The organism is Streptomyces sp. NBC_00513 (assembly GCF_041431415.1).
GTDB lineage: Bacteria > Actinomycetota > Actinomycetes > Streptomycetales > Streptomycetaceae > Streptomyces.
Map to the genome: position 1 here is coordinate 6319428 of NZ_CP107845.1, position 18232 is coordinate 6337659.

General features: G+C 72.5%; 17 protein-coding genes. 9 read left to right on the forward strand and 8 right to left on the reverse strand.

Translation table 11 applies throughout. From position 1 onward, the window contains the following. Positions 1-34: 34 nt before the first annotated feature. Positions 35-451, reverse strand: coding sequence for an SsgA family sporulation/cell division regulator (locus OHA84_RS28870; protein WP_266950548.1), 417 nt, complete (start codon positions 449-451; stop codon positions 35-37). Positions 452-959: 508 nt separating this feature from the next. Here OHA84_RS28870 and OHA84_RS28875 point away from each other — a divergent pair. Beyond that, the gene (locus OHA84_RS28875; protein ID WP_371591476.1) at positions 960-2012 is read left to right on the forward strand and encodes a WD40/YVTN/BNR-like repeat-containing protein; all 1053 of its coding nucleotides are present in this window, start codon (positions 960-962) and stop codon (positions 2010-2012) included. A gap of 105 nt (positions 2013-2117) precedes the next feature. On the opposite strand, the gene OHA84_RS28880 is transcribed toward OHA84_RS28875, so the two are convergent. Both OHA84_RS28880 and OHA84_RS28885 read right to left on the reverse strand, forming a co-directional pair. Then, positions 2118-2780, reverse strand: coding sequence for an O-methyltransferase (locus OHA84_RS28880; RefSeq protein WP_266969080.1), 663 nt, complete (start codon positions 2778-2780; stop codon positions 2118-2120). A 288-nt stretch (positions 2781-3068) separates the two neighbouring features. After that, positions 3069-3368: a YciI family protein gene (locus OHA84_RS28885; RefSeq protein WP_266950550.1), complete on the reverse strand. Its 300-nt coding sequence runs from the start codon at positions 3366-3368 to the stop codon at positions 3069-3071. 26 nt (positions 3369-3394) lie between these two features. On the opposite strand from OHA84_RS28885, the gene OHA84_RS28890 reads away from it, so the two are divergent. After that, complete coding sequence (locus tag OHA84_RS28890; RefSeq protein ID WP_266950551.1) at positions 3395-4078, forward strand: endonuclease V; 684 nt, start codon at positions 3395-3397, stop codon at positions 4076-4078. 161 nt (positions 4079-4239) lie between these two features. Here OHA84_RS28890 and OHA84_RS28895 read toward each other — a convergent pair whose 3' ends face one another. After that, positions 4240-5439, reverse strand: coding sequence for a trans-acting enoyl reductase family protein (locus tag OHA84_RS28895; RefSeq protein WP_053677300.1), 1200 nt, complete (start codon positions 5437-5439; stop codon positions 4240-4242). Between the two features lie 116 nt (positions 5440-5555). Here OHA84_RS28895 and OHA84_RS28900 point away from each other — a divergent pair, with 116 nt between their 5' ends. The 6 genes from OHA84_RS28900 (at position 5556) to OHA84_RS28925 (ending at position 12900) form a co-directional block, all read left to right on the forward strand. Next, positions 5556-5954 (forward strand): MmcQ/YjbR family DNA-binding protein, encoded by a 399-nt coding sequence (locus OHA84_RS28900; protein WP_053677298.1) that lies wholly within the window; start codon positions 5556-5558, stop codon positions 5952-5954. A 92-nt stretch (positions 5955-6046) separates the two neighbouring features. Further along, positions 6047-7219: a CaiB/BaiF CoA-transferase family protein gene (locus OHA84_RS28905; protein ID WP_053677296.1), complete on the forward strand. Its 1173-nt coding sequence runs from the start codon at positions 6047-6049 to the stop codon at positions 7217-7219. Further along, entirely contained in the window at positions 7219-8244 is a 1026-nt protein-coding gene (locus OHA84_RS28910; protein ID WP_266969077.1) for an LLM class F420-dependent oxidoreductase, read from the forward strand. The genes OHA84_RS28905 and OHA84_RS28910 overlap by 1 nt, the downstream gene beginning before the upstream one ends. Positions 8245-8255: 11 nt before the next feature. Continuing rightward, entirely contained in the window at positions 8256-9398 is a 1143-nt protein-coding gene (locus OHA84_RS28915) for an acyl-CoA dehydrogenase family protein (RefSeq protein ID WP_266969075.1), read from the forward strand. A gap of 59 nt (positions 9399-9457) precedes the next feature. Continuing rightward, on the forward strand, positions 9458-10672 hold the full coding sequence (locus OHA84_RS28920; protein WP_266969073.1) for an acetyl-CoA C-acetyltransferase: 1215 nt from the start codon (positions 9458-9460) through the stop codon (positions 10670-10672). A gap of 56 nt (positions 10673-10728) precedes the next feature. Continuing rightward, a complete protein-coding gene (locus OHA84_RS28925) occupies positions 10729-12900 on the forward strand; it encodes a 3-hydroxyacyl-CoA dehydrogenase NAD-binding domain-containing protein (protein ID WP_266969071.1) in 2172 nt (723 codons plus the stop codon). A gap of 95 nt (positions 12901-12995) precedes the next feature. Here OHA84_RS28925 and OHA84_RS28930 read toward each other — a convergent pair whose 3' ends face one another. Then, entirely contained in the window at positions 12996-13697 is a 702-nt protein-coding gene (locus OHA84_RS28930; RefSeq protein ID WP_266969049.1) for a 1,4-alpha-glucan branching protein, read from the reverse strand. Positions 13698-13707: 10 nt separating this feature from the next. Further along, positions 13708-14433: a MerR family transcriptional regulator gene (locus OHA84_RS28935; RefSeq protein WP_053677285.1), complete on the reverse strand. Its 726-nt coding sequence runs from the start codon at positions 14431-14433 to the stop codon at positions 13708-13710. Positions 14434-14576: 143 nt separating this feature from the next. Between OHA84_RS28935 and OHA84_RS28940 the strand changes: the two genes are divergently transcribed. Next, positions 14577-16409, forward strand: a complete 1833-nt coding sequence (locus tag OHA84_RS28940) for a long-chain fatty acid--CoA ligase (protein WP_053677284.1) — start codon at positions 14577-14579, stop codon at positions 16407-16409. 83 nt (positions 16410-16492) lie between these two features. On the opposite strand, the gene OHA84_RS28945 is transcribed toward OHA84_RS28940, so the two are convergent. Both OHA84_RS28945 and OHA84_RS28950 read right to left on the reverse strand, forming a co-directional pair. Beyond that, positions 16493-17626 (reverse strand): protein-L-isoaspartate O-methyltransferase, encoded by a 1134-nt coding sequence (locus OHA84_RS28945; protein WP_053677281.1) that lies wholly within the window; start codon positions 17624-17626, stop codon positions 16493-16495. 250 nt (positions 17627-17876) lie between these two features. Next, on the reverse strand, positions 17877-18209 hold the full coding sequence (locus OHA84_RS28950) for a DUF6415 family natural product biosynthesis protein (protein WP_053677279.1): 333 nt from the start codon (positions 18207-18209) through the stop codon (positions 17877-17879). Positions 18210-18232 lie beyond the last annotated feature (23 nt).

The window sequence follows — 18232 nt, forward strand, 5'->3', positions numbered from 1 at the left end:
GGGTGGGGCCGGGGCGTGGCCCGGATCCGGCGTTTCAGCGGGAGCCGCGCAAGAGCTCGGCCAGGCTGTGGTCCACGTCGAGGTAGAGGTGCTCCAGGCCCGGCGGGACGACCGTGGAGGCGCGCTCCAGGAAATGCTGGAGGTCGGCCGTGGTCATCAGGACGATCGCCACCCCCTCGGGGGCGTGGAACTCGACCGTGGTGCGCTCGGCGTCATACGGGCGCACGCGTACGTCGCCGTGGCCGGACGGGCGCTGCAGACCGCATTCCAGCAGCTCGCGCGCGAACGTCCAGGAGATCTCGATGCCTTCCAGGGTGGCCAGGGCGGGGAAGGCCATCCGGACGGCGAAGGGATCCGACCGGTCGTAGCAGAGCGTGACGGGTACCGTCTCGACCTTCGGTGAGGTGGCGACCAGTCGGGCCTGCACGGCCTGCTCGATGACAGTGATCAAGGCTCGCTCCCTTGCGGCGGATCTGTCGCCGGGCTGTGGCGTGGCTCCCGGCAACGGAGTAGACGCCTGAATCGACAGTTCCGTGCACGCCGGATTGCGTGAGCTGCGTCACCGATTGGCTTGATGACACCTGTGTGATCGCACAGGGTGACCGGATGGCGGGTGTGGGGCAAGGAACCCGGTCTGCCGCGAGGTCGTCGACGCGGTCGCAGTAAGTCCGGTTCCCGCTCACTCCGCAGGCGCAAGACGCAAGGCGCGGGCCCGGGTCGTCGCGGGAGGCGGGAGGGAAAGGTCCGCCCGCCCCGACCCGTCCGGTCCCCCGGATCAGGGGGCGATCGGTCGGACGCGCCCTGGACGGAGAATCGGGGGTGCGTTAGCTTCCGGCGCCATGAGACTTCTGGGAATTGGCATGTGCGCGGCAGTTCTTCTGGTGGGTGTCGCGGCCGCACCGGCGCCGGCGGCGACGTTCGAGGCGGTGGGGCCGGGGGAGCCATCAGCGTCATCGGCTATGTCGGCGAGGTCGGCGAGGTCGGCTACGTCGGACGTGGCCTCGGCCGCGGACTTACGGGATCCGCGTGGTGTGGGCTGGGCGTTGAAGGTGACCGGCAAGGACGCGGTCCGCTTCCGCGGGCTGGCGGCCGTCAATCGCTCCACGGCCTGGTTGGCCGGTTCCAAGGGAACCGTCCTGCGCACCGTGGACGGTGGACGCGCCTGGCGGGACGTCTCGCCACCGGGGGCGGTCGCCGAGGGGTTGGAGCTGCGCGACATCGAGGCCTTCGACGCGCGGCGGGCGGTGGCCCTGTCCATCGGCGAGGGCGAGGCGTCCCGGGTGCTGCGGACCGAGGACGGCGGCGCGACCTGGACCGAGACCTTCCGCAACCCCGACCCGCGTGCCTTCTACGACTGCCTCACCTTCTTCGACGCCCGGCACGGATTGGCCGTGAGCGACCCGGTGGACGGGAAGTTCCGTGTCCTGTCCACGGATGACGGCGGGCGGAACTGGCGTGTGCTGCCGGACGTCGGAATGCCGGCGGCGCTGCCCGGAGAGGCGGGCTTCGCGGCGAGCGGTCAGTGCCTGGTCACCGCCGGGTCGCGCGACGTCTGGCTGGCCACGGGCGGGAGCACGATGGCCCGCGTCCTGCACTCGGCGGACCGCGGACGCACCTGGCGGGTCGCGGAATGCCCCGTACCGGCCGGCGATCCGGCCCGAGGGGTCTTCGCCCTGGCCTTCCGCGACCGTGCGACGGGCCTCGCGGTCGGCGGCGATTACCGGACGGGCGAGGCCTCGCCGAGGGCCGCGGCGGTGTCCGTCGACGGGGGCCGCACCTGGCGTCCGTCGGCCACCCCGCCGCCCGCCTACCGGTCGGGCGTGGCCTGGCACCCGTACCTGCGTACGGCGGCGCTGGCGGTGGGGCCGACGGGGACGGACGTGACGCTCGACGGGGGCCGCACCTGGCGGCCGCTGGAGGAGGGCTCGTACGACACGGTCGACTGTGCGGCGGACGGTGGCTGCTGGGCGTCGGGTGAGAAGGGGCGGGTGGCACGACTGGAGCGGCGGTGACGCACGTCGGGTGCGCCCCCGGCGCCCGGGGTCGGCGCCCGGGGTCGGGGTGCTCGGCCGAGGCCTTGGGCCTCCCGGTGCCGCGGCTCCGGGGCGCCCCGGTGATCAGTACGTGACGAGAGCCATGACGAACCCGTCGTAGCCCTTGGAGCCCACCGTCTGCAGGGCGGTGGCGCTCAGCCTCGGGTGCTCGGCGATGAGTTCGGTGAACCGTCGGACGCCCTGGACCCGGGGGTCCGTGCTGTCGCCGTCGACGACGGCGCCGTCCCGGACGACGTTGTCGCCGATGATGATGCTGCCGGGCCGGGTCAGCTTGAGCGCCCACTCCAGGTACACGGGGTTGGAGGGCTTGTCGGCGTCGATGAACACCAGGTCGAACGGTTCGCCGTCGGCGAGCCCCGGGAGCAGGTCGGCGGCCTTGCCGCGGCGGATGTCGACGACGTCGGCGAGGCCCGCGCGGGCGATGTTGGCGGTGGACACGTCCGCGCACCGCTCGTCGGCCTCCAGGGTGACCAGCCGGCCGCCCTCCGGGAGGGCGCGGGCGAGCCAGATGGTGCTGTAGCCGCCGAGCGTTCCGATCTCCAGGATGGTGCGGGCGCCGCGGATCCGGGCGAGGAGGTGGAGCAGCTTGCCCTGGTTGGGGGCCACCTGATGTGCGGGCAGGCCGGCCGCCAGGGTGTCGGCGGTGGCGGCGGTGAGCGCCGCGTCCTCCTCGACCAGGAGGCCGTCGAAGTAGTCGTCGACGGCGGTCCACGTCTGCTGAGGCATGGGTCTTCCCCCCGGGGTTGGTGAGTTCCTAAAGGGAACTTACCCCAGGGTGGTCGTCCGCGGCGGTGCGCACCCCGCGAGGTCTCGCCATCCGGTCGGGGTGCGCCGCAGGTCGGGGGCGCGCCGCCGTTCGGGGCGCGCGCCGTTGCTCAAGGCGTGTGCCGTCGGTTCGGGCCCGTGCCCGTCGGGCTTGCCTCGGCCGGCCCGCCTCCAGCCGAGGCCGCGGTCCGATCGGGATCGCCGTTGGTCGGGATTTCCGTCGGTCGGGCCGTCGCGTCGACGGGCCCGCTATGCCGCCGGGTTCTCGCGGACCGTCGCGAGGTCCGCCGAGGTCTTGGTCGCGATGAACTCGGTGATCCGGTACTCGCACACGCCCGCCACCGCGAAGGGGTCCTCGGCGGCGATCTTCTCGATCTCCGCGCGGGTGATCCCGCCGGCCAGGATGATCCCGCCGTCGCGCGGGACCTTGCGGCCCGACGCGAGGAAGACGCCGGAGGCGTAGTGGCCGTCCAGCCAGGCGATGTGCGCGTCCATTTCCTCTTCGACGGATTCGACGGGCGCGGTGTAGGTGAGCTCCATGACGAACATGATCGCCAGGCTACTCTCGGACCATCATGACGAGTGCGAAGACCCCCGCCGACGAGGCCGAGGCCCGGGCGATACAGGACGAACTGCGCGAGAGCGTGGTGCTGGACGAGGTGGGGCCGCCGGTCGGGACCGGGCTCATCGCGGGCGTGGACGTCGCCTACGACGACGAGCGCGACCTCGTGGCGGCCGCCGCCGTGGTCCTGGACGCCGCCACCCTGGACGTGGTCGAGGAGGCCACGGCCGTGGGGCACGTCAGCTTCCCCTACGTGCCGGGACTGCTGGCGTTCCGTGAACTGCCGACCGTGCTGGCCGCGTTGGAGTCCCTGACCGTCACCCCGGAGCTGGTCGTCTGCGACGGCTACGGGCTGGCCCACCCGCGCGGCTTCGGCCTCGCCTGCCACCTCGGGGTGGTCACCGGGCTGCCCAGCATCGGAGTCGCGAAGAACCCGTTCACCTTCACGTACGAGGAACCGGGCGCCCGCCGCGGCGACACCTCCCCGCTGCTCGCGCCCGACGGGGCCGTCGTCGGCCGGGCGCTGCGCACGCAGGACGGGATCAAGCCGGTGTACGTGTCGGTGGGGCACCGGGTCTCGCTGGACAACGCCTGCGCGCACACGCTCGCGCTGGGCCCCCGCTACCGGATTCCGGAGACGACCCGACGCGCCGACTCCCTGTGCCGGCGCGCCCTGCGCGAAGCCGTCGCGGAGTAGGCGGGCGGGGCCGGGGCCCCCCGCCCCGAGCCCGCCTGTCGCGGCCGCCCGGCCCCGACCGCCTGTCGCGGCCGCCCGGCCCCGACCGCCTGTCGCGGCCGCCCGGCCCCGACCGCCTGTCGGGCCGGCCACCCCGCCCCGAGCCCGCCTGTCGCGGCCTGTCAGTCCTCGGCCGCGACCCGGAAGCGGATGCCCGCCTTCTGGAGCCGGTCCAGGAGCGCGTCGCCCATGGCCACCGCCGTGGTGAGCTGGCCCGAGGTGTCCGGCAGGGCGTCGTGGGCCAGGCAGAGCGCGGACTCCGCGAGCATCTTCGCCGTCTCTCCGTAGCCGGGGTCGCCGCCCGAGACCTCCGTGAACACCCGGCGGCCACCGCCCGTACCGACGAAGCGCACCGTGAACCAGCTGCGGGCGCGTCGTTCGGCGTCGGGTCCGCGGCCCGGTTCCCAGCGGCTCATCAGCCAGCGTCGGGCCGCCGGTACCTGGGCCAGGGCCGCCGTCGCGCCCACCGCCACCGATCCGCCCACCGCGACGGGCAGATGCTTGACCGAGGCGTGGTGCCGGTAGCGGAAGTCCGGCCCGTACCGTTCCAGGGCGGCCGCCGACCGGGCCACGATCGCCACGTCCAGGGTCGGCAGGGGCAGCGCCCAGGTGCCGGTCTCGCGGCTGTAGTGCGGGTGGCCGCCCGTGCCCCGTACCCGGCGCTCGGGCCGCCGCGGTTCGTGCAGCCGCCGCTCGCGGGCCGCGGCCAGGGTCTGCGGGCCCCGGCTCATGGCGGTGAGCGCGGAGGCCAGGGTGCCGCCGGACAGCATCGCGTTGGAGCGCATGAACCCGTCCACGCGCAGCGGCACCCCGGCCGGCAGTCGACCCACCGTGAAGTACGCGCCGAGGTCGGCCGGGATCGAGTCGAAGCCGCACGCGTGCACCAGCCGGGCGCCCGTCTCCCGGGCCCGCGCGTCGTGCTCGACGTACATCCGGTCGACGAACTCCGGCTCGCCCGTGAGGTCGACGTAGTCGGTGCCCGCCTCGGCGCACGCCGCGACCAGTTCCGCCCCGTACCAGACGTACGGCCCGACGGTGCTGGCCAGGACCCGGGTGGAGGACGCCAACTCCCGCAGGGTGTCGGGGTCGCCCGAGTCGGCGCGGATCAGTGGCAGGGCCGCGCAGGCCGGGTCGAGGGCGGCGAGCCGTTCGCGCAGCCGCTCCAGTTTGCCGAGGTCCCGCCCCGCCAGGGCCCACCGGCAGTCTGCCGGGGCGTTCGCCGCCAGGTACTCGGCGGTGAGTGCCCCGACGAACCCGGTGGCCCCGAAAAGCACGACGTCGTAAGCCCGTTCCGGATCGTGGTGCCGAACCCGCTCGTTCATGGACCGCTCCTCCCAGCTGGTGTCGGTGGCTGAGGCTAGCGTGAGGGACGGCTGTCCGTACGGGCAGGTACGCGCCGGGCGCGCATCGCGCGGGTACCCGGGGCCGCCTGCGGTGAGTGGAGGTGTCGGTGAAGGCTGCGGTGCGCAAGTGGGAGGCGGTGCGAGGGTTCGCCCTCGGGTTGCCGGAGGCCGTCGAGGAGTTCCCCTGGGGGCCCGAGGACGCCGTGCTGAAGGTCAACAAGAAGATCTTCGTCTTCATGGGCAACACGGACGGTCCGCCGGGCATCTCCGTGAAACTGAAGGACGAGGCGCTCCACGGGCACGCCATGACCGCTCCCGGGGCCGAGCCGACCGGGTACGGACTGGGCCGGTCGGGATGGGTGTCCGTGCCGCTGGGGGAGAAGGGCGCGCCCTCGGTGGAGGTGCTGTGCGAGTGGGTGGAGGAGAGCTACCGGACCGTCGCCCTCAAACGGCACGTGAAGGAGCTGGACGCGCGAATCGAGGCAGATGGCTAAGCGCTTGCTCTTGTGCTGAGTGGAACGCGTTCCTAGCATCGCTGGTGTTACATCAGTTGTGTCACACCACGCACCAGGATGCTGGGGGCTCGATGGCAGCGACAGGTACCGGGCACGGGAGCGCCGAGGGGACCGGCGACGGTGGCCGGAACGGCCCGCTCGCGGGCGTGCGCGTCGTCGAGCTCGCCGGCATCGGGCCGGGGCCGTTCGCCGCGATGGTCCTCGCGGACCTCGGGGCGGACGTCGTCCGGGTGGACCGGCCCGGAGGCGGCGGACTCGCCGTCGACCCGGCGTACGACATCACCAACCGCAACAAGCGCTCCGTCCTGCTCGACCTGAAGTCCGCCGAGGGCCCGGCCCGTGTCCTGGACCTGGTCGAGCGGGCCGACGTGCTCATCGAGGGGTTCCGGCCCGGGGTCGCCGAGCGCCTCGGCGTCGGCCCCGACGCGTGCCTCGCCCGCAACCCGAGACTGGTCTACGGCCGGATGACCGGCTGGGGCCAGGACGGCCCGCTCGCGCACACGGCCGGGCACGACATCGCGTACATCGCCGTCACCGGCGCGCTCGGCATGATCGGGAACCCGGGCGAGCCCCCGGCCGTCCCCGCCAACCTCGTGGGGGACTACGCCGGCGGCTCCCTGTACCTGGTCATCGGGATCCTCGCCGCCCTCCGCCACGCGGGCACCCCCGACGGCACCGGACAGGTCGTCGACGCGGCCATCGTGGACGGCACCGCCCACCTCACCTCGATGATCCACGGGATGATGGCCGCCGGCGGCTGGCAGGACCGGCGCGGGGCCAACCTGCTCGACGGCGGCTGCCCCTTCTACGGCACCTACGAGACCTCCGACGGGCAGTACATGGCCGTCGGCGCGCTGGAGCAGCAGTTCTACGACACATTCGTCGACCTGCTCGGCATCGAGGACCGGGCCCCGGCCCGCAAGGACCTGGCCCGCTGGGGCGAACTCCGCGAGACGGTCGCCGCCCGCTTCAAGTCCCGTACCCGGCAGGAGTGGACGGCCGTCTTCGAGGGCAGCGACGCCTGCGTGGCGCCGGTCCTGTCCCTGGGCGAGGCGCCCGCGCACCCGCACCTCGCCGCCCGCGGCACCTTCACCGACGTCGGCGGGATCACCCAGCCCGCGCCCGCACCCCGCTTCTCCGCGACCGCCACGGCCGTCACCGGCGGGCCCGCCCTGCCGGGCGCGCACACCGAGTCCGTGGCGGCGGACTGGGACCTGCCGGCCCTGCTCGGGAAGGACGCCTGATGGAACTGTCCATGATGCTCGACTACGCGGGCGACCCGCGCCGGGCCGCCGACGAGGCGGCCGCGCTGGAGGCGGCCGGACTCGACGCCGTCTGGGTCGCGGAGGCCTGGGGCTTCGACTCGCCCACGATCATGGGGTACCTGGCCGCCCGCACCGAGCGGATGAGAATCGGCTCGGCGATCCTCAACGTCTACTCCCGCACCCCCGCGCTCATCGCCCAGACCGCGGCCGGTCTCGACGCGATCTCCGGCGGCCGGGCCCTGCTGGGCCTCGGCGCCTCCGGCCCGCAGGTGGTCGAGGGGTGGCACGGGAAGCCGTACGACAAGCCGATCGGCCGGACCCGCGAGACCGTCGAACTGTGCCGCCGCATCTGGCGCCGCGAGACGATCGACCACCACGGGATCACCGACATGCCGCTGCCGCCCGAGAGGGGCGGCCGACACGGCAAACCGCTGAAGATCCTCACCCGACCGGTCCGCGACGCCGTCCCCGTCTACGTGGCCTCGCTCGGCCCCGCGAACGTGGCGATGACCGCCGAGATCGCCGACGGCTGGCTCCCCACCCTCTTCCTCCCCGAGAAGGCCGCGGACGTGTGGGGGAGCGCCCTCGCCCGGGGCGCGGTCAAGCGCTCCCCGGACCTCGGCCCGCTGGAGACCGTCGCGGGCGGCCTCCTCGCCATCGGCGAGGACGCCGCCGCCGTACGCGACCTGGCGCGCCCGCAGATCGCCCTGTACGTCGGGGGGATGGGGGCGCCGGGCAAGAACTTCTACAACGACCTCGCCGTCGCCTACGGGTACGAGGAGGAGGCCCGGAAGATCCAGGAGCTCTACCTCTCCGGCCGCAAGCGCGACGCCGCGGCGGCCGTGCCCGACGAGTTCTGCGAGCTGATGACCCTGTGCGGCCCCGAGGGGTACGTGCGCGAGCGCGTCGAGGCCTTCCGCGCCGCCGGCGTCACCATGCTCAACGTGACGCCCGTCGGACCCGAGCCGGCCCGGCTCATCGAGACCGTCAAGAACTGGCTGTGAGGAGCCCATCCATGAAGCGCCGGATCTTCGACGCCGACCACGAGGCGTTCCGCGACACCGTGCGCACCTTCCTGAACAAGGAGGTGCTGCCGCACTACGACGCCTGGGAGAAGGACGGCATCGTCAGCCGGGAGGCCTGGGTCGCGGCCGGCCGGCAGGGCCTGCTGGGCCTCGCCGTCCCGGAGGAGTACGGCGGCGGCGGCAACACCGACTTCCGCTACGCCGCCGTGATCGCCGAGGAGTTCACCCGGGCGGGCGCCGCCGGACTCGCGATCGGCCTGCACAACGACATCATCGGCCCGTACCTGACCTCGCTGGCCACCGAGGAGCAGAAACGCCGGTGGCTGCCGGGCTTCTGCAGCGGCGAGATCATCACCGCCATCGCGATGACCGAACCGGGCGCCGGCTCCGACCTCCAGGGGATCCGGACCACGGCCGAGGACGCCGGCGACCACTGGGTGCTCAACGGCTCCAAGACGTTCATCTCCAACGGGATCCTCGCCGACCTCGTGATCGTGGTCGCCAAGACCACCCCCGAGGGCGGGGCGCACGGCATGTCCCTGCTGGTCGTCGAACGGGGCGCGGAGGGCTTCGAGCGCGGCCGCAACCTCGACAAGATCGGCCAGAAGGCCCAGGACACCGCCGAACTGTTCTTCCACGACGTCCGGGTCCCGAAGGAGAACCTCCTCGGGGAACTCGACGGCGCGTTCGTCCACCTGATGACCAACCTCGCCCAGGAGCGGATGGGCATCGCGATGGCCGGCATAGCCGCCGCCGAATACCTGCTGGAGATCACCACCGCGTACGTCAAGGAACGCGAGGCCTTCGGCCGGCCGCTGTCCAAGCTCCAGCACATCCGGTTCGAGATCGCCGAGATGGCCACCGAGTGCGCCGTCACCCGCACCTTCCTCGACCGCTGCATCACCGACCACTCCAACGGGGAACTGGACCACGTCCACGCCTCGATGGCCAAGTGGTGGGCCACCGAACTGCAGAAGCGGGTCGCCGACCGCTGCCTGCAACTGCACGGCGGCTACGGATACATGACCGAGTACCGGGTGGCGCGGGCCTTCGTCGACGGCCGCATCCAGACCATCTACGGCGGCACCACCGAGATCATGAAGGAGATCATCGGCCGCTCCCTGCTGGGCTGACGCTCCCTTCCGACCGACCTCCCCGACCCACCCCTCCAGACCCTCGAAAGGCTTGACCAGTGAGCACCGAAGCGTACGTATACGACGCGATCCGCACGCCGCGCGGCCGCGGCAAGGTCAACGGCTCCCTGCACGGCACCAAGCCGATCGACCTGGTCGTCGGCCTCATCCACGCCCTGCGCGAGCGCAACCCCGGCCTGGACCCGGGCACCATCGACGACATCGTCCTCGGTGTCGTCGGCCCGGTCGGCGACCAGGGATCCGACATCGCCCGCATCGCGGCCATCGCCGCCGGGCTGCCGGACACCGTCGCGGGCGTCCAGGAGAACCGCTTCTGCGCCTCCGGCCTCGAAGCCGTCAACATGGCCGCCGCCAAGGTCCGTTCCGGCTGGGAGGACCTGGTCCTCGCCGGCGGCGTGGAATCCATGTCCCGCGTCCCGATGGCCTCCGACGGCGGCGCCTGGTTCGCCGACCCGATGACCAACTGGGACACCGGCTTCGTCCCGCAGGGCATCGGCGCCGACCTGATCGCCACCATCGAGGGCTTCTCCCGCCGCGACGTCGACGAGTACGCGGCCCTGTCCCAGGAGCGCGCCGCCGACGCCATCAAGGACGGCCGCTTCGCCAAGTCGGTCGTGCCCGTCACCGACCGCAACGGCCTGGTCGTCCTGGACCACGACGAGTTCGTCCGCCCCGGCACCACGGCCGACACCCTCGCCAAGCTGAAGCCGTCCTTCGCGGACATCGGCGACCTCGGCGGCTTCGACGCCGTGGCCCTGCAGAAGTACCACTGGATCGAGAAGATCGACCACGTCCACCACGCCGGCAACTCCTCCGGCATCGTCGACGGCGCCTCCCTCGTCGCCATCGGCTCCCGCGAGGCCGGCGAGCGCAACGGACTCGCCCCCCGCGCCCGGATCGTCTCCGCGGCGGTGTCCGGCTCCGAGCCCACCATCATGCTCACGGGCCCCGCCCCCGCCACCCGCAAGGCCCTCGCCAAGGCCGGGCTGAGCATCGACGACATCGACCTCATCGAGATCAACGAGGCCTTCGCCGGCGTCGTGCTGCGCTTCGTCAAGGACATGGGCGTCTCCCTCGACAAGGTCAACGTCAACGGCGGCGCCATCGCGCTCGGCCACCCGCTGGGCGCCACCGGCGCGATGATCCTCGGCACGATCGTCGACGAGCTGGAGCGCCAGGACAAGCGCTACGGCCTCGTGACCCTCTGCGTGGGCGGCGGCATGGGCGTCGCCACCATCGTCGAACGTCTCTGAACCGTCCCTGTATCCCAGACCCCGCCCCTGACACGGCCGACACGGAAGTAGCGAACATGAGCGAGTCCACCACGATCCGCTGGGAACAGGACGAGACCGGCGTCGTCACCCTCGTCCTCGACGACCCCGACCAGTCCGCCAACACGATGAACCAGGCCTTCAAGGACTCCATCGCGGCCATCGCCGACCGCGCCGAGGCCGAGAAGGACTCCATCCGCGGCATCGTCTTCACCTCCGCCAAGAAGACCTTCTTCGCCGGCGGCGACCTCAAGGACATGATCCGGCTCCGCCCCGAGGACGCCGGCCTGGCCTTCGACACCGGCACCGAGATCAAGCGCTCGCTGCGCCGCATCGAAACCCTCGGCAAGCCCGTCGTCGCCGCCATCAACGGCGCCGCCCTGGGCGGCGGTTACGAGATCTGTCTGGCCTCCCACCACCGCATCGCCCTCGACGCCCCCGGCTCCAAGATCGGCCTGCCCGAGGTCACCCTCGGCCTGCTCCCCGCCGGCGGCGGCGTCACCCGCACCGTGCGGCTGATGGGCATCGCCGACGCGCTCCTCAAGGTGCTGCTCCAGGGCACCCAGTACAACCCGCGGCGCGCCCTGGAGAACGGCCTCGTCCACGAACTGGCCGCCACCCCCGAGGAGATGCTCGTCAAGGCGCGCGCCTTCATCGACGCGAACCCCGAGTCGAAGCAGCCCTGGGACGTACCCGGCTACAAGATCCCGGGCGGCACGCCGTCCAACCCGCGCTTCGCCGCCAACCTCCCGGCGTTCCCCGCGAACCTCAAGAAGCAGCTGGGCGGCGCCCCCTACCCGGCGCCGCGCAACATCCTGGCCTGCGCCGTCGAGGGCTCCCAGGTCGACTTCGACACCGCGCTGACCATCGAGGCCCGGTACTTCACCGAGCTGGTCACCGGACAGACCGCCAAGAACATGATCCAGGCGTTCTTCTTCGACCTCCAGGCCGTCAACGCGGGCCGCAGCCGCCCGCAGGGCGTCGGCCCGCGCACGGTCCGCAAGGTCGCCGTCCTCGGGGCCGGGATGATGGGCGCGGGCATCGCCTACTCCTGCGCCCGCGCGGGCATCGACGTGGTCCTCAAGGACGTCACCGTCGAGGCCGCCGCCAAGGGCAAGGAGTACTCGCGCAAGCTGCTGGACAAGGCGGTCTCCCGGGGCCGGACCACCGAGGACCAGCGCGCCGAGCTGCTGGCCCGGATCACCCCGACCGGCGACGCCGCCGACCTCGCCGGCTGTGACGCCGTGATCGAGGCCGTCTTCGAGGACACCTCCCTCAAGCACAAGGTGTTCCAGGAGATCCAGGACGTCGTCGAGCCCGACGCGCTGCTCTGCTCCAACACCTCCACCCTGCCCATCACGGGCCTGGCGGAAGGGGTCTCGCGCCCCGTCGACTTCATCGGCCTGCACTTCTTCTCGCCCGTCGACAAGATGCCGCTGGTCGAGATCATCAAGGGCGCGCAGACCGGCGACGAGGCCATCGCCCGCGCCTTCGACCTGGTCCGCCAGATCAACAAGACCCCGATCGTGGTCAACGACTCGCGCGGCTTCTTCACCTCGCGCGTCATCGGCCAGTTCATCAACGAGGGCGTGGCGATGGTCGGCGAGGGCATCGAGCCCGCCTCCGTCGAACAGGCCGCCGCCCAGGCCGGTTACCCGGCCAAGGTGCTCTCCCTCATGGACGAGCTGACCCTGACCCTGCCCCGCAAGATCCGCAACGAGACCCGCAAGGCCTTCGAGGCCGAGGGCCGCGCCTGGGCCGAGCACCCGGCGGACACGGTCATCGACCGGATGGTCGACGAGTTCGACCGCCCGGGGCGCAGCGGCGGCGGCGGCTTCTACGAGTACGACGAGGCGGGCAAGCGGACCCGCATCTGGTCCGGCCTGCGCGAGCACTTCACCAAGCCCGGCGCCGAGATCCCCTTCGAGGACATGAAGGAGCGGATGCTCTTCTCCGAGGCGCTGGACACCGTCCGCTGCCTCGACGAGGGGGTGCTGACCTCGATCGCCGACGCCAACATCGGCTCCATCATGGGCATCGGTTTCCCGGCCTGGACCGGCGGCGTGATCCAGTACGTCAACGGCTACGAGGGCGGGCTGCCGGGCTTCGTCGCCCGCGCGCGGGAACTCGCGGAGAAGTACGGCGAGCGCTTCACCCCGCCGGCGTCGCTGGTGGCGAAGGCCGAGCGCGGCGAGACGTACGCCGACTGATCGGCCGCCGCGCGGCCCCGGGGCGACACCCCGGGGCCGCGCGGCGCGGACGTCCGCGGCGGCGCGTCGGGCATCCGCTCCGGGCGCCGCTCGCGTCAGGCGTCCCCGTGCGCGTCCTCGGATGCGTCCTCGGGTGCGGGGGAGTACAGGGAGGCGAACACGCCCCGGTGCGCGGCGCCGTCCGGCGCGGTCCACCCCGCGGTGACCCCTCCGGCGGCCTCGGCCGGTCCGGCGTCCGGCGCCAGTGGCGTCAGGACCCGCGCGACGGCGAGACGGGTCCGCCCCGGGCCCGCCACCCGTACCTCCGTGTCCCGCGCGGAGTCGGACACCTCGGGGCGTTCCGCCGGGAGCAGCGCCGGGAGGCCCGGGCCGTCGAACCGGGCGGTGACGGACGGGTCGGGAGTGTCGGACTCGCTCTGCCGCTGCGGTACCGCCCGGCCCTGGAACAGGGCCAGCAACTCGGCCACGAGCACCGGGTCATGGGCCCCGTCGTACACCCAGCGGGTCCCGAGCACGCCGTGCTCGGAGGTGCCGATCAGGGCCGCGTCGGCGCCGTCGAGCGGCGCTCCCCGGTAGGTGAGGGGCACGTGGTACGCGATCGGGTGCTCGCCCGAGTCGTCGGTGACCACCATGAACTCGATGCCCACCTCGCCCGCGGGATCGTCGAGTCGGAAACCGCCGGCCCGTGCCAGGTCGGGTGCGGCGCCGGTGGGGAGGTACCACGGTCGGTCCGGCAGCCAGGCAGCCAGGAGCTCCAGTTTGCCGGGGCTCATCGTGGTCTTGTGGATGATCGCCATGCGTCCGAACCTACCCTTCCGGTTCGAACGCCGCCCGAAGTTCTTGCTTCAGTGAGCGTTGGAAGGCCGTCACCAGTGCCTGGACGACCATGGGTTGCATGTGCGCGGACAGCGCCTTCATGGACTCCACCCGTTCCGGATCGCTCTCGCCCTCGGTGAACGGACCCCACACCTCGTCCCGGAACAGCGCCGTCAACTCGTGGGCCGCGGTCCGCGCGTGCTCCAGCAACACGGTGCGGGCGGCCAGGATCGTCTCGTACGCGATCGGCACGTCCAGCAGCGCCACCCCGAGCCGCAACAGCCCCACGTCCACCCGGAAGCCCGCCGCGGTCGGCGCCAGCACGTTCATGGCGGTCAACCGGCGCAGGTCGCCGTCCGTCAGCGGCCTCCCGGCCCGCTTCTCCAGCTCCTCCCGCGAGGACTCCAACGGCGCGTCGGGCGCCCAGGTGGCCACCAACGCCCGGTGGATCGCCAGGTCGTGGGCGCTGAGGTCGTCCGGCAGCGCGTCCAGGTACCGCTCGATGGCCGACAGGGTCATGCCCTGGTGCTGCAACTCCTCGATCAGGGCCAACCGGGACAGGTGCTCCGGCCCGTAGTGGCCCACCCGACGGGGGCCGATCACGGGAGGGGGCAAAAGTCCGCGCGTGCTGTAGAAACGTACGGTGCGGACGGTCACACCCGCCCGGGAGGCCAGCTCGTCGACGGTGAGCGTGGGTTCCGGTGCCTGGGTGGTCATGGTCGCCGCCTCGCTCTCTGATCGGCACGGCCTGTTCGGCACGACCCGTTCATGCACAGCCTGCTTTCGGCACAGCCCTTTCGGTACCGAGGTTCAACAGTATTGCTGTCGCACCAACGATGTGAAACGGCCAGGAGCTGCCCATGACCACGAACCTGCGACTGCCCGGACGACCCGAGGAACTCACCCTCCCCGCCCTGCTGGCCCGCAACGCGGCCGAACTCGGCGACCTGCCGGCCCTCTCGTGGCGCGAGGGACCCGGCTGGAAGACCCTCGACTGGAGCGAGGTCCGCCGCGAGGTCGCCGTCCTCGCCGCCGGCTACGCCGCCCTCGGCGTCGAGCGCGGCGAACACGTCCTGCTCATGATGGGCAACCGCCCCGAGCACTGGCTCACCGACCTGGCGCTCGTCCACCTCGGCGCGGTCCCCGTCACCGTGTACGGCACCTCCGCGCCCGAACAGACAGCCCACATCGCCCGGCACAGCCGGGCGCGGGTCGCCGTCGTCGAGGGCGCCCGCGAACTCGCCCGCTGGGAACCCCTCCTCGCCGACGACACCGTCCCCCTGGAGCGGCTCGTCGTCGCCGAGGCCGCGGACGCCGGCCCCCACCACACCTACGCCTCCCTGTACGCGGGCGGCGCCCGGCTGCACCGCGCCGACGCCTTCGAGAAGGCCTGGCGGGAGACCCGCCCCGAGGACCCGCTGACCGTCGTCTACACCTCGGGCACCACCGGCGACCCCAAGGGGGTCCGGCTCACCCACCGCAACATCGTGCTCCAGGCCGTGCGCCTGGACGGCAACGTGGACCTGCCCGAACACGCCGAGCACATCTGTTACCTCCCCTTCGCGCACATCGCCGAACGCGTCCTCGGCATCTACCTCCCCCTCCTGCGCGCCGCGCACGTGCGGCTCTGCGCCGACCCCACCGCCGTCGCCGCGGCCGTGCGCGAGCTGCGCCCCGTGCAGTTCTTCGGGGTGCCCCGGGTGTGGGAGAAGCTCGCCGCCTCCGTACGGGCCGTCCTCGCACAGCTCCCCGAGGAGCAGCGCCGCGCCATCGAGGCCGCCAACGACCTGGCCCGGGAGCGCGCCGGCCACCGCGAGCGCGGCGAGGAGGTACCGGCGGCGCTCGAAGCCTCGTACGCCGCCGCCAAGGAACGGGTCCTGGACCCGCTGCTGGGGATGGCCGGGATGGACCGGCTCGTCTGGACGGCCAGCGCCACCGCACCGATGCCGATCGACGTCGTCCGCTTCTGGGCCGGCTGGGGCATCACCATCATGGACGCCTGGGGACTCACCGAGACCGCCGGCGTGTGCACCGTCAACCGCCCGGACCACTTCCGGCTCGGCTCCGTCGGCCGTCCGATCGACGGCCTGGAACTCAGGCTCGCCGAGGACGGCGAGATCCTCACCCGCGGCGCCACGGTCTTCGACGGCTACCTGCGGCCCGACGGGACGGTGGAGAGCGCCGCCGACCCCGAGGGCTGGTTCCCGACGGGGGACATCGGCCGGCTCGACGAGGACGGGTTCCTCTGGCTGACCGACCGCAAGAAGGAACTGATCATCACCTCGAACGGCAAGAACGTATCGCCCGCCCTGGTGGAGAACACCGTCAAGGAGCACCCGCTGATCGGCCAGGCCCTGGTCCACGGCGACGGCCGCTCCTACCTGGTCGCCCTGCTGGTCCTGGACCCCGAACTGACACCCGTATGGGCGGCGGCCCGGGGCATCGAGGCCCCCACGCTCGGCGCGCTCGCCGAGCACCCCGCCGTCGTCGAGGAGATCGCCCGCGCGGTGACGGCGGCCAACGCCCGGCTCAACCGCACCGAGCAGATCAAGCGCTACCGGCTGCTGACCGGGGAGTGGGGCCCCGAGACCGGGGAGCTCACGCCCTCCCTGAAACTGCGCCGCCGGGTGATCCGCGAGAAGTACGGAGAGCTGATCGAGGGGCTGTACGAGGCCCCGTACGACACGCCCTGACCCGTACGGCCCGGCCCTGACCGGTGGGCGACCCCGCGCCCACGCCCACCGGACAGGGCGGGGATCGCCGGCCGGGGCCGCGGTCAGCGGCGGACCAACCGCCGCGGTTCGTCCAGCCACGCACGTTGGCCGTCGCCGTCCACGGTCACGCCGAAGCGAGTGATGTGCGGCCGGCCGCTGACCTCGTACCAGGTGTACGCCGCTGTCACCTCGGCCCACAGATCGCGCGGCCCCCACGAGGTGACCGCGTCGTCCTCCCACCAGTCGCCGTACCGGACGATGGTGGCCGACGTGCCGGCCTCGTCGACGAACTGGACCCGCCGCTCGTCGTCGTCGCCGCGGTGCGAGGAGGAGACGTCCGGGACGAGGAGACCCATGGCGAAGTCCTGGAGGTACCCGCCCGTCAAGGCCTGCGCGGGGTCGATCGGGGACCGCCGCCTCGTCGACTCCTCGGGGACGCGGAGGACGACGGCGGGCCGCTCGGAGCGGATCCACATGTACGCGGCCTCGCCGACGAACGCGCCCTGCGCCTTCGTGCCCGTACCGTCCACGCGGAGCCGCAGAAGCCCCGCGTTGCTGTAGGCCGTGCCGAACGGCGTCAGGATCACCCCGTCGGGCTTCGACTGCTCGATCCAGGCGTACGGCACCCGCCGTACGGCCGCCGTGTTGACGACCCGATCGAACGGCTCCCCGCCCGGGGCACCCTTCAGGCCGTCTCCGACGATCAGCTTCGGGTGATACCCGGCCGCCTTCAGGTTGGAGGCACCCGTGCGGGCGAGTACCTCGTCGACCTCGATGGCGACCACCCGGTCCGATCCGACCCGCTCGCACAGCAGGGCCGTGTGATAGCCGGATCCGTATCCGATCTCCAACACCCTTGATCCAGAGTCGAGTTCGAGGTGGCCGAGCTTGCGCATGACGATGTCGAGGGCCGACACGGAAGAGGTGAAATCGCCCGCGGCCGACGCCGGCAGCCGTGCGCCGTCGTCCAACTGCGTGACCACGGACCGGTACGGGTCCCAGACCGCGCGATGCCAGGCCCGCGGATCCTCGTCGCGGTCGACGAACTGCCAGAGCCCCTCGGCGTCCCGCACGGGAAGCCACACGGCCGAGGGGACGAAGGCCTCCCGGTCCACGTTGTCGAAGGCTTGTGCCAGCCAGGGCTCACGCAACAACCCGCCGGTCGCCAGGGCCTCGCGGCAGGTCGCGCGGTTCACTTCTTGTCCGGGGGCGGAGAGGAGGGCTGGGGCGAAGGGCGGCCCCCGTCCGGGCTCGCCGGAGTGGGCGGGGGTGTCCACGGCTTGTCCGCCGGCGGACCGTTGTGCTTGCCCATGTTCTTCTCCCATCGTGGGGCGAAAGGTGCGAGGATGCCCGCCCGGTTGGGCGGGGCTCAGCGGATGCCGAGAAGGATCGCGGCGAGGAGACCGGCGACGATCGCGACGGACACGACCTGCCGCAGCCGCTCCGTCACCGGACCCCGCTCGACCGCCGCATGGCGAGGGCCGCGGCGAGGACGCGTGCGATGCGGGCCAGGTTCCGGGCGTGGTTCCAGTTCGCGTGGTCGGTGTCGCCACCCAGCGGGCCGACGTCGATGAAGTACGTCCACTCGACCAGGGCCGCTCCCACCCGCTCCGTTCGCTGATCGGCGGGCAGCGCCGTCACCGTGGCATGGAGGGTCTGCCCCGCGGTGATCAGATCGTCGACGAGACGGGCCACGCTCACGGCGTCGGGCCGATCCTCGTAGGAGGTCAGGGCCCTCGCGGCGAGTTCCTCGAAGTGCTGCGTGTCGTCGGGTGTCATGGGAGTGCTCCCTACCGTCGTCA

What these genes read in the sequence shown, in the direction of transcription:
- OHA84_RS28875 (WP_371591476.1), top strand. Translation starts at nt 960, where the DNA reads ATGTCGGCGAGGTCGGCGAGGTCGGCTACGTCGGACGTGGCCTCGGCC.
- OHA84_RS28930 (WP_266969049.1), bottom strand. Translation starts at nt 13,697, where the DNA reads ATGGCGATCATCCACAAGACCACGATGAGCCCCGGCAAACTGGAGCTC.
- OHA84_RS28925 (WP_266969071.1), top strand. Translation starts at nt 10,729, where the DNA reads ATGAGCGAGTCCACCACGATCCGCTGGGAACAGGACGAGACCGGCGTC.
- OHA84_RS28915 (WP_266969075.1), top strand. Translation starts at nt 8,256, where the DNA reads ATGAAGCGCCGGATCTTCGACGCCGACCACGAGGCGTTCCGCGACACC.
- OHA84_RS28910 (WP_266969077.1), top strand. Translation starts at nt 7,219, where the DNA reads ATGGAACTGTCCATGATGCTCGACTACGCGGGCGACCCGCGCCGGGCC.
- OHA84_RS28935 (WP_053677285.1), bottom strand. Translation starts at nt 14,433, where the DNA reads ATGACCACCCAGGCACCGGAACCCACGCTCACCGTCGACGAGCTGGCC.
- OHA84_RS28940 (WP_053677284.1), top strand. Translation starts at nt 14,577, where the DNA reads ATGACCACGAACCTGCGACTGCCCGGACGACCCGAGGAACTCACCCTC.
- OHA84_RS28880 (WP_266969080.1), bottom strand. Translation starts at nt 2,780, where the DNA reads ATGCCTCAGCAGACGTGGACCGCCGTCGACGACTACTTCGACGGCCTC.
- OHA84_RS28895 (WP_053677300.1), bottom strand. Translation starts at nt 5,439, where the DNA reads ATGAACGAGCGGGTTCGGCACCACGATCCGGAACGGGCTTACGACGTC.
- OHA84_RS28905 (WP_053677296.1), top strand. Translation starts at nt 6,047, where the DNA reads ATGGCAGCGACAGGTACCGGGCACGGGAGCGCCGAGGGGACCGGCGAC.
- OHA84_RS28950 (WP_053677279.1), bottom strand. Translation starts at nt 18,209, where the DNA reads ATGACACCCGACGACACGCAGCACTTCGAGGAACTCGCCGCGAGGGCC.
- OHA84_RS28885 (WP_266950550.1), bottom strand. Translation starts at nt 3,368, where the DNA reads ATGTTCGTCATGGAGCTCACCTACACCGCGCCCGTCGAATCCGTCGAA.
- OHA84_RS28890 (WP_266950551.1), top strand. Translation starts at nt 3,395, where the DNA reads ATGACGAGTGCGAAGACCCCCGCCGACGAGGCCGAGGCCCGGGCGATA.